Genomic DNA, 285 nt, shown 5'->3' on the forward strand with positions numbered 1-285 from the left:
GTTATCGGTTGCTTTGGCAGTTAGCACATAATTTCCTGCAGAAACATTTTGCCAAACATATTCGTAAGGACTAGAAGTATCTTCTCCTAGTTTTGTACTACCGTTATAAAATTCAACTTTAGACACCGCTCCATCTGTATCTGCCGCATTAGCAGTTATTGTTACAGACGCTCCTTCTTGAAACGAGCTATTATCGCTTGGCGAAGTAATGCTTACGGTAGGATCTATATTAGGAGTACCGCCACCGCAATCACCTGTTTTTGACCATGCATCTTGCCAGTGAGC

The 285-nt window shown here is 42.1% G+C and carries 1 protein-coding gene; it reads right to left on the minus strand.

The window, feature by feature from the left end:
- Positions 1 to 285 (minus strand): Ig-like domain-containing protein (locus Z054_RS31725; RefSeq protein WP_035091688.1); only part of this gene is annotated, 285 nt, incomplete at both ends.

It is taken from the genome of Aquimarina macrocephali JAMB N27, assembly GCF_000520995.1.
Lineage (GTDB): Bacteria > Bacteroidota > Bacteroidia > Flavobacteriales > Flavobacteriaceae > Aquimarina > Aquimarina macrocephali.